General features: G+C 49.2%; 13 protein-coding genes and 1 pseudogene. 4 read left to right on the top strand and 10 right to left on the bottom strand.

Features of this window, described 5'->3' with window-relative positions:
• The 4 genes and pseudogenes from HZB31_06835 to HZB31_06820 form a co-directional block, all read left to right on the top strand.
• The coding region (locus HZB31_06835; GenBank protein MBI5847651.1) for a hypothetical protein at positions 1-366 on the top strand (366 nt) is incomplete at its 5' end.
• 56 nt (positions 367-422) lie between these two features.
• Positions 423-578 carry a hypothetical protein gene (locus HZB31_06830; GenBank protein ID MBI5847650.1) on the top strand — a complete coding sequence of 52 codons (156 nt, stop codon included), beginning with the start codon at positions 423-425 and terminating at the stop codon, positions 576-578.
• 3 nt (positions 579-581) lie between these two features.
• Positions 582-1016: pseudogene (locus tag HZB31_06825) on the top strand (thioredoxin domain-containing protein).
• Entirely contained in the window at positions 1003-2211 is a 1209-nt protein-coding gene (locus HZB31_06820; GenBank protein MBI5847649.1) for a cytochrome-c peroxidase, read from the top strand. The pseudogene HZB31_06825 and the gene HZB31_06820 overlap by 14 nt, the downstream one beginning before the upstream one ends.
• An 8-nt stretch (positions 2212-2219) precedes the next feature.
• Here HZB31_06820 and HZB31_06815 read toward each other — a convergent pair whose 3' ends face one another.
• The 10 genes from HZB31_06815 to HZB31_06770 all read right to left on the bottom strand — a co-directional run.
• On the bottom strand, positions 2220-2537 hold the full coding sequence (locus HZB31_06815) for a DUF1232 domain-containing protein (GenBank protein ID MBI5847648.1): 318 nt from the start codon (positions 2535-2537) through the stop codon (positions 2220-2222).
• Positions 2509-2871: a hypothetical protein gene (locus HZB31_06810; GenBank protein ID MBI5847647.1), complete on the bottom strand. Its 363-nt coding sequence runs from the start codon at positions 2869-2871 to the stop codon at positions 2509-2511. The genes HZB31_06815 and HZB31_06810 overlap by 29 nt, the downstream gene beginning before the upstream one ends.
• Positions 2858-3019: an AtpZ/AtpI family protein gene (locus tag HZB31_06805; GenBank protein MBI5847646.1), complete on the bottom strand. Its 162-nt coding sequence runs from the start codon at positions 3017-3019 to the stop codon at positions 2858-2860. The genes HZB31_06810 and HZB31_06805 overlap by 14 nt, the downstream gene beginning before the upstream one ends.
• A 71-nt stretch (positions 3020-3090) precedes the next feature.
• Positions 3091-4308 carry a polysulfide reductase NrfD gene (gene nrfD, locus HZB31_06800; protein MBI5847645.1) on the bottom strand — a complete coding sequence of 406 codons (1218 nt, stop codon included), beginning with the start codon at positions 4306-4308 and terminating at the stop codon, positions 3091-3093.
• Positions 4309-4317: 9 nt separating this feature from the next.
• Positions 4318-5244 (bottom strand): 4Fe-4S dicluster domain-containing protein, encoded by a 927-nt coding sequence (locus tag HZB31_06795; protein MBI5847644.1) that lies wholly within the window; start codon positions 5242-5244, stop codon positions 4318-4320.
• A gap of 2 nt (positions 5245-5246) precedes the next feature.
• Positions 5247-5771: a hypothetical protein gene (locus tag HZB31_06790; GenBank protein MBI5847643.1), complete on the bottom strand. Its 525-nt coding sequence runs from the start codon at positions 5769-5771 to the stop codon at positions 5247-5249.
• A 138-nt stretch (positions 5772-5909) separates the two neighbouring features.
• A complete protein-coding gene (gene nrfD, locus HZB31_06785; GenBank protein ID MBI5847642.1) occupies positions 5910-7163 on the bottom strand; it encodes a polysulfide reductase NrfD in 1254 nt (417 codons plus the stop codon).
• A 1-nt stretch (position 7164) separates the two neighbouring features.
• A complete protein-coding gene (locus HZB31_06780; protein ID MBI5847641.1) occupies positions 7165-7950 on the bottom strand; it encodes a 4Fe-4S dicluster domain-containing protein in 786 nt (261 codons plus the stop codon).
• Positions 7947-8438 carry a cytochrome C gene (locus HZB31_06775; protein MBI5847640.1) on the bottom strand — a complete coding sequence of 164 codons (492 nt, stop codon included), beginning with the start codon at positions 8436-8438 and terminating at the stop codon, positions 7947-7949. Before HZB31_06775 ends, HZB31_06780 begins: the two co-directional genes overlap by 4 nt.
• Positions 8439-8533: 95 nt before the next feature.
• A partial coding sequence (locus HZB31_06770) for a cytochrome c3 family protein (GenBank protein ID MBI5847639.1) occupies positions 8534-9227 on the bottom strand: 694 nt, incomplete at its 5' end.

Raw genomic sequence — 9227 nt, 5'->3', positions numbered from 1 at the left:
TTCATATTGCTGAAAGGCCCTGGTCTCGGGGCAGCGTTTGCCGGAACCATGGAGGCCAGGCTCTATCTGCTTGAGATGGCGGTTGGGGTAATTGTTCCTCTGATACTTCTCCTTATCCCTGCGATGCGCAACAGCATGGGCAGCATATTTCTTGTCAATTTGCTTGTCATCGTCGGTGTTGTGATCAATCGGATGAATGTTGCTATTTTCGGTCTTTTACGGCATGCTCATGAACGGGGTGCAAGCTATTTCCCTACGACCAATGAGTTTATGGTCACCCTGTTTCTGGTGGCATTAGGAATATTCCTCTTCAAATTTGCCTGCAAGTATTTCAACGTTCTTTCCTACGAAGAAGTAAAACAATAACCGGGTATGCAGCCTGAACGGATGATCCGTTCAGGCTGCTTTTGTTGAGGTGACCTATGAAGCTGATGCGAGCTGCGACTTTCTTCGTTTTTTTGTTGTTTTCAGTTGTTTCCGCTGATGAAAAACGTTTTACCATCCCTGTCGGTGATTCTCCTCAAAAGGGTGTTGCGGAGGCGCCTGTCACAATTATTGAATTCCTCGACTTCCAATGACCGCACTGTGTGGCGGCCGGTCCGGTCGTCAGGAAGATCATGGATGCGTACAAAGGCAAAATAAGACTTGTAGTCAAAAACTATCCTTACAAATACCGTGACTATGCCCATATTGCTGCAGAGGCATCACTTGCCGCTCGTGATCAGGGCAAATACTGGGAGATGCATGACCTGCTCCTGAAGAACTCACCGAAGCTTGATCGCGAAAGTCTGATGAAATATGCGAAAGAGCTTGGCCTTGACCTGAGGCTGTTTGCTGCCTCCATCGACAGTAAAAAACATGCAGCAGCGATCGAGAAGGACAAACAATTGGCCTTTGACATGGATCTGTACAGCACGCCGACCTACTTTATTAATGGCAGAAAGGTTGTCGGAAACAGGCCGTATGAATACCTGAAACAGATCATTGAGGAGGAGCTGAAGAATGTTAAGCGATAGGACAGGATCCAAGGGTCCACGGTGTCAGGGATATCAGCGTAATTGCAAATGGGGAAAGTCGATAGCGTCATTGCGGCTTGTCCGCAATCCTTCCGGGACAGAACGATTCCCGACAAGCGGGAATGACAGAAACTTTATACATCGTTTTATCCCCTGTATTATCGTTTTGTTTCTTTGCCTTCAAGTTTCTCCTTCCTCCGCCGGTCATCTCGAGCCCTTCAAATCTGTTCCGATACCGAAGAACAATCCCCAGACGCCAGAGAAGATCGAACTTGGGAAAAAGCTTTTTTTCGACCGCAGGCTTTCCGGTGATGGCACAACAAGCTGTGCTACATGCCATGTGCCGGAGCAGGGGTATGCTGACGGACAGGATATCTCCCAGAGTTATCCCACAACGAGAAACTGGCGCAATGCCCAGACCTTGTACAATGTCGGCATGTATAAGAATCTGTTTCATGACGGAAGGGTGAAGACGCTGGAGGATCAGGCCCTGTTTCCAATGATGTCTGCCTTTGAGATGAATCAGAACCTTGATTTTTTGGAGGAAGAGATCCGCGTTGTTCCTGAATATGTTGTGGCTTTTGAAAAGGTTTTTAAGGGAGAGCCCACTCGTGAACGCATTGCCATGGCAATTGCAGCCTTTGAGCGGACTATCGTTTCCCTGAATGCACCCTATGACAGGTATCTCAAAGGAGAGGATACGGCATTATCCCCTGATGCAAGGAAGGGGTTCGAGATATTCAGAGGCAAGGGAAAATGTATTGAGTGCCATTACGGTTCGAATCTTTCAGATGATAAATTTTACGCTCTGAATGTGCCGGAAAACCCTGCGCTGGCTGATGACACGCGTGTCACTGCAACGATGAGATTTGTGGCGAAGGTGTACCATTACCCTGCCTATCGTGACCTGAAAGAAGACCCGGGCCGGTATCTGATCACAAAGAAGAAACAGGACTGGAAGGCGTTCAGGACACCGACTGTGCGTGAGGTTTCACGCACCGGCCCATACATGCATAACGGCATCTTCTCCTCTATCGATGAGGTGATCGACTTTTTTGACGCAGGCGGTGGCAAGGGCAATAGATGGCTGACCCCTCTCGGGCTTTCAACGGACGAAAAACAGCACCTGAAGGCATTCCTGATGGAAGCACTGACCGGAGAAGAACTGAAGATAACCCATCCTGACGTGCCGTAGCAATTTCTTTAATCTTTGCCTGAGGTACGTTGGTGTTCTTCTAAGGAATCTTCTTCTTTAGCCTTAGCCCTGCATTCCTGCATCACTTCCGGGGGAATCATGCCGAGTGCTGCTATGACCAGGAGCGGCACGATGATGACATCGTCAATATGGCCTATGACGGGTATGAAGTCAGGGATAATGTCAAAAGGCAGCAGGGTATATCCTATAGCAGCGCCAAGCAGGACCTTGGCAGCCTTCGGCGTACCGGCATGCCTTATGGCAAACCTGTACGCCTTCAATTCGGTTTTGAATAGATTAGCTGTTTTTTTCAGTTCTTCCAGCATTACGATAACCCACAACCAGCACCTGGATAAATACAACAGAGAACCCGGCCATAAGGCCGGGAATAGTTACAAGTCTCAGATAGGCCAGCAGAACAACAGCGAGGGCAAGCATCACACAACGGAACTGGCTGAAAAAAAGCATTTTCATATTTACTGAGGACGTCCCGATGATCCCTTCAATGCTCCATGCAAGCGCCCTGATGTTCAGGATGCCGAGCAGTCCTCCGGCGAGAATGCTGACGGGCAGGTTCTCCCAGGGGAGGAACGCTGCAATGACAGCTGCGGATATAAGGATAATGGCCGAGTTCCTGGAGATCTTTTTAATCATTGTCATCTGACAGCCTTTTGGCGATACGCGCAAGTTCCCTGAAGCCGGCTGCGATACCGAGGAGGAGGAAGATGATCGTGAACCAGGGAGAGGTGCCGAACCACTTGTCCAGCTGTGCACCGATCAGATATCCGACAAAGGTGGAGAGCACCATATGAAAGCCGATCGTGCCTGCTCGTGCAAAGTACTTTATGATAGTTTTGTCAAAGAGGGGCGCCACAGTATTCACCCTTCCTTATTCTGGAATCTCAGTTTGCCGGTATAGATCGGAAGTGAGAATTTCAGAAGCATGGTATAGATGAGCGCCCCTGTTGCCCATATGCCGATTGTTACAAGAACCTCGGTTGATGAGGGGGAATACTCATAGATCTCGCCGAGCGTGTCGGGGACGAAGCCGGGGATGACGAGCCCCATGCCTTTTTCGATATAGATGCCGATGATCATAAAAATACATGCCATGTTGAGCGTTGTAAAGTTCTCCCGTGACCGTGGAAAGAGAAAGATAAAGAAGGCGGTGAGATTCAGGACCGTAGCCATCCATATCCAGGGTACCAGCTTTGTTTGGCCATGAATGCCAAAATAAAGGTATTTCATCGGCTCTGAATGGATGCCGCCGGAATAGAACTCCTTGAAGATCTCCGCGCCGAGAAGAAAAAGATTGATAGCCATGGCATATGCTATCAGCTCTGCGATCTTGAAGAGAGCACGGTTTTCTATCTCAACCGAAGACAGTTTTCTGATCAACTGGAACACAAGGATCATGAGTGCCGGGCCTGAGCAGAAGGCTGAAGCAAGAAAGCGCGGGGCAAGGATCGACGCGTTCCAGAAGGGCCGCGCAGAAAGGCCGTTGTACAGGAACGCCGTAACGGTATGAATGCTGATTGCCCAGGGGATGGAGAGGATGATGAGGGGGCCGATGACAGACATATTATACTCTTTCCCGATAGAGAGGCGGTACAATACATAGAAGGCTATTGTCGTATTGATGGCAAGGTAACCGTTCAATACCAGCACATCCCAGGCAAGAAGGGAGGACGGGAAATTCATCGTGCCGATAAAGGGCATGAGATGCCAGACGCGCAAAGGCTGGCCAAGATCTGCCATGATGAACATGATGCACATGATAATGGCCGTGATCGCAAGCAGTTCACCGAAGAGAACGATCTCCCTGATGGGTTTGAAATTATAGAGGTACGCTGGCACTACCAGCAATACGGCGGCGGCAGCAACGCCGACCAGAAAGGTGAAGTTCGAGATGTAGAACCCCCAGGAGACCTGGTCCCGCATGGCGGTCATGATAAGTCCTCTGTTCATCTGGTTCAGATACGCGCTGGCACCAATGGCCATGAGCGTGGCAAGAAAGACCAGCCAGGCATAGAACCATTTATCACCCTTGAATGCCAGCTTCCAGGCAACAAGGAAATTATGTATTATCTTCAGCATCACCATCTCCTATCTTCCATACGCAAAGAAGTAATAGAATTTTGGATACGTGTTCAGGTCTTCCTTCAGCCTGAAGACCCGTTTGTGTTCAATGGCATACCGAATCTCGCTGTTCGGATCAAGGAGATTGCCGAATTTTCTCGCACCCACTGGACAGATCTCGACGCAGGCAGGGTAACGGCCGTTGCGCGTCCTCTGGATGCAGAATGTACACTTTTCTACCACCCCTTTGTACCGCGGACGGTTGCCGAGATAATGGGTTTTAGGATTGATCTTTTCCGGAGGTCTGTTCGGTGCTGCCCAGTTGAACCGGCGAGCCCCGTACGGGCAGGCGGCCATGCAATATCTGCAGCCAATGCACCAGTTGTAGTCTATTACCACGATGCCATCAGGCTCTTTCCATGTTGCCTGTGTTGGACAGGCCCTCACACAAGGCGGATTCTCGCACTGCTGGCATTGCACCGGCATGTAAAAAAACTCTTTTTCAGGGACCTTCTCAGGGTTGTAGTACTTCTCAGAATTTTCAAGATCGATCCACTTCTCACCCTTCCTGAATCTCAGAACGGATATCCAGTGAATTTGAGGGTCAAGGGACTGATTGTTTTCCTCTACACATGCATAGACACAGCGCCTGCAGCCGATGCAGCGGGAAAGATCAAGGCCGTATCCGAACTGTACGCCCGAAAGCGGCTTTTCATTGCCTATGCTGATTGTTTTTTTGTATTTTTCTTCGCATTCTTTTTCAATGCGGCTTATGACCTTTTGAATCTCTGAGTCGTTCATCTCCCGGAAGTGCTTCTGGAAAAAAGCGTCCCAGAACGATGCATGAGCATGGTCAATGGAAACTGTCATCCCTGCAAGTCCGAGAGCTGTTCCCTGAATAAACGTTCTTCTGTTCATGTTTTTAACCTTTTTTGTATCCTCTGGCATTGGCATCGTTATTTTATGTCTGCCGGTCTTACTGGCGGAGGCATAGGTGTAAGCGGTTTGAACACAGGATCATGCGGCCAATGGCAGTGCACACAGAGCAGATACTGTTTTTCACCATTCCACATGCCAGTCCTCTTTCCGTGCAGACCTGCTTTCCACTCACGCAGGATCGTGCCATGGCACTGGCCGCAGAGATTATATGACTCATCAAAGGATACCAGTTTGCCATTGGTCAGTCTCAGTTTGTCGCGGTTGTCAGGATTGTGGCAGTCAAAGCACCAGCCATCCTGCATATGCTTGAGCGCAATATCCTGGTGCATCATCTCAAGCTTTCGGGGAGTGCGGTTAACCGGCATGCCCTGATGGCACTGAGAGCAGGGGAATATACCGGGGCTGAAGGGAGGGGGGGGGACAAGAAATTTTTTTGCAGGAGCAGCATGCTCTGCCGAGGCTGCAAACTGTACAGGCAGGATGGCTACCGCCAGCAGCACGAAATTACGGGCAAGTCCCTTTAACTGCCTAAGAGAACGCATAGAACCTCATTATTTTCAGTGGTGAAACTTACTTTCATTATATTACAGAACAAGGCTGATGCAATAACAATTTGGAAGCGGGGGGAAGGTAACGATGATGCCTGCAGTCCCCGGGATGAGGACTGCAGGCATGACGGATTAATGAGATTCTTTGACGTCGAAGACAGGAAAGATTTTGGTGATGATCCAGAAGAGCCCGAAGGGCGCTAAAAATACGGCAAGGGCGCCAAAAAACCCCTCCTTGAGTGTTTCCCAATCATGCGGAATGATCGGCAGATGATAATGCATATACCCGGCAAACGAGAGTGAAAATGCCTGGCCCCCAACAACGACGTTCCAACGCATCATGAAGACGCCGAACATCACGAGGACAACTGCAAGCACGGCCCTGCGTATCGTGAGATTGGGAAGAAGAAAAAGAATGAACGGGATAAGGTTGCCGATTGTGTATTGAAGAATGAAGATATTGGTAAAATCCTTGCCGTAGATGACGCTTCTGAGAACATCCCATGATTTTGTAGCCGTATATCCCCGGAAGACAAGATCCAAAAGTTCAAGGCTGATCGCAAAGACGAGAAACAGAAGCAGATATTTTGCTGTCATGCGGATAACATTGACCTCTGCGCTCTGAAGCTCTTCAGATGTTTGATGGCCGAGCTGAGTAGCTTTTTTGCGTTTCGAAAGGAATTTTCGCGCTTCCATTGTCAGGATATAGGTGAGCATGCAGAGTGCAATCCCCGACACAATGGCAGACATAATAAATATGACCGGCATAAGCGGCGTCATCCAGAGCGCATTTGCCTTTACCGAACCGAAGATGAATCCGGCATATCCGTGAAGGAAGCAGGCAACAGGAATACCGAGCCCTGCCAGGACCTTGATCGCTTTTTCATCTTTTTTGAGAGATTCATCACTGACATCATACACGCCAAGGGTGAGAGAACAGAAGATGAAAAATTTAATCCATTCACCCAGTGTCTTGTCCTGTTTATCTTTCAGGGGCTGCGCGATACTTACAAAATGCCTGCGGTACAGAAACCAGAGTTCTGAAGCGACAATAGCGCCATAGGTTGAAAAGACGATGCCGAAGGCTGCAATCGCTGACGTGAAATGGGGTGTCATAAGGTTGTTGATGCCTCTGAAGGGATGCTGCAGATGCAGAATGATTGGCACCGGTGCCACAAAAAGCAGAGCAAAGGAAAAAACCAGCGCGAAACGAGCGATGTCCTTCAGTTCCTTGATGCCAAAAACATGATAGAGAGAGGAGAGCACAAAAGCTCCGGCAACAAGACCGGTCATAAAAGGATACATGACGATCTGTACGCTCCAGTAGATGTATTCGTTGGGATATACAAAAAGCTCTTTTACGGTCCAGAGTTCACCATGTACCATCTTATTTTACCTCCCTGTCAAGGCCTATATAAAAGACCTGGGGTTTTGTGCCGAATTCTTCCTTCAGAATACCGACTCGCTCAGTTAATATAATTTTTGTGATAGGATCGTTTGGGTCCTTGATATTGCCGATCTGGCGTGCGCCGAATGGGCAGGCCTGCACACAGGCTGTTTTGAGTCCCTTAGTGATCCGGTGATAGCAGAAATTGCATTTTTCGGCAGTATGGTATTTAGGATGGAAGAAGCGAACGCCATAGGGACATCCCATGATGCAGTACCCGCAGCCGATGCACCATGTCCTGTCAACAAGTACAACACCGTCTGGGGCCTGATACGTGGCACCTACAGGGCAAACCTGCACACAGGGAGGGTTTTCGCACTGGTTGCAGAGCTTCGGGACAAAGAAGGCCTTTTGAATGTCTTCATCCTTTACTTCCTGGAACTTATCTTTTCCCATTTCGATCTTTGTCGTGATAAAGCCGTCACGCGCACCCTTTGGCGTATCAGCATAGCGCTTCCCATCCTTGGTGATGACATAGCGCTCGACCCAGGTCCTGGTAACATTGGCGTCATAGGGAATCTCGTTTTCCTGTTTGCAGGCCTTTACGCAGAAGCCGCAGCCAACGCACTTGTACGTATTAACGAGAAAGGCCCATCTGACTTTAGCCGTATCTTTATTAATATTGGCGAGAATATCTTTCGGGTTTAGAAACTCTATTGCTGCCGCTGAAATGCCGAGACCTGCTACACCTTTTACCGTATTTTTCAGAAAATCTCTTCTGTTCATTTCAATCCCTCCAGGCTTGGCTTATGAGGATTGTGGCACATGACGCATTCGATATCAGGATTATGCTTGTCAGGGTCTATCCCCCTGATCTTGTCACGGCCGCTCGACGGGTAGTGCAGCTTCGAGTGACACCTGAGGCACTGCCCCCGGGTCTTATCGATGGTGAGCTTCGGTCGCTGTTCAGAAGGGTGATCGGCTATTGCATCGTTTGCCGGCCCATGGCAGTTTTCGCACTGAATGACAGCATGCGGGGTCTTATCGATGGTTTGAACCTTGTCAGCGTGACAACCTGAGCAATACTCCTTGCCCTGATACTTGACCTTAACCTGTGTTTTCCATTCCTCGATGTTGCCTTCCCTGTACCACCCATACATATATCCCCGTTCATGGATACCGAAATCCTTGGGAACATAGAAAACCCGGATGATAAGGACAATGACAACGAGGCCGATTACTACCAACAGCGGTCTGAATACATGACTCTTCATGCAATGCACCTCCCCTAAGCGTTACCGTATTATACTGAAATCTGAGCGGGCCGGATGTATATTTATCTGTTTCCGGCCCGCTGCGCCCTATCTACTTATTTAATGAAAAGCTTTGGGTCCTTATATTCGTGGCACGTCACGCAGTCTTTCTTTGCCTGCTCCGGAGTCACTTTCCATCCGTGAGGTTTGTGGCAATTCTTGCACTGCAGGTTCATCTGCAGGTGAATTTCGTGCTTGCCCGTATATGGAACCGTTGTGTGGCACTTGACGGTGCAGGTTGCCCAGTCAGGACGGGCCCGCAGATGCGGGTTATGGCATGTCCTGCATTCGAACTGCATAGGAGCCTTATCAGGGACATTTATCTTGACGGCCTTTTTGACGGTTTCCTCGGACGGTCTGAAATGCCTGACGTCAATCGTATTATCGCTTGTCAGTTCCTTCCTGACTTTTTCATCGCCATGACAGAAGAGACATTTCTTCCTCTCTGGCAGCAGGTTGGATGTGCGGTCAGTATGGCAGTTCAGGCAGGGTAGTTCACCCATCGGTATTTTTTCATGGGGCTTGTCTGTCGTTCCATGAGGACGGAACCCCTTGTCTTTGTGGCAGGTCAGGCAATACCGCTCTTCAAGAGAAAATTTGTGAGTTCTGTACCCATGGCATTTGGTGCATTCGATCTTTTCGATGAAAACGTGTTTTGCATGATACCGTGATTTGCTGATGTCAGGGGCCTTGGGGAACTTCTCGTCCCTTTCCCAGTGGCATCTCAGGCAGAGGGTCCGGGGAACGATG

It is taken from the genome of Nitrospirota bacterium, assembly GCA_016235245.1.
Classification (GTDB): Bacteria; Nitrospirota; Thermodesulfovibrionia; order Thermodesulfovibrionales; family UBA6898; genus UBA6898.
The sequence above is the reverse complement of the archived record's forward strand: the minus strand, read 5'-3'. Positions and strand labels throughout refer to the sequence as shown.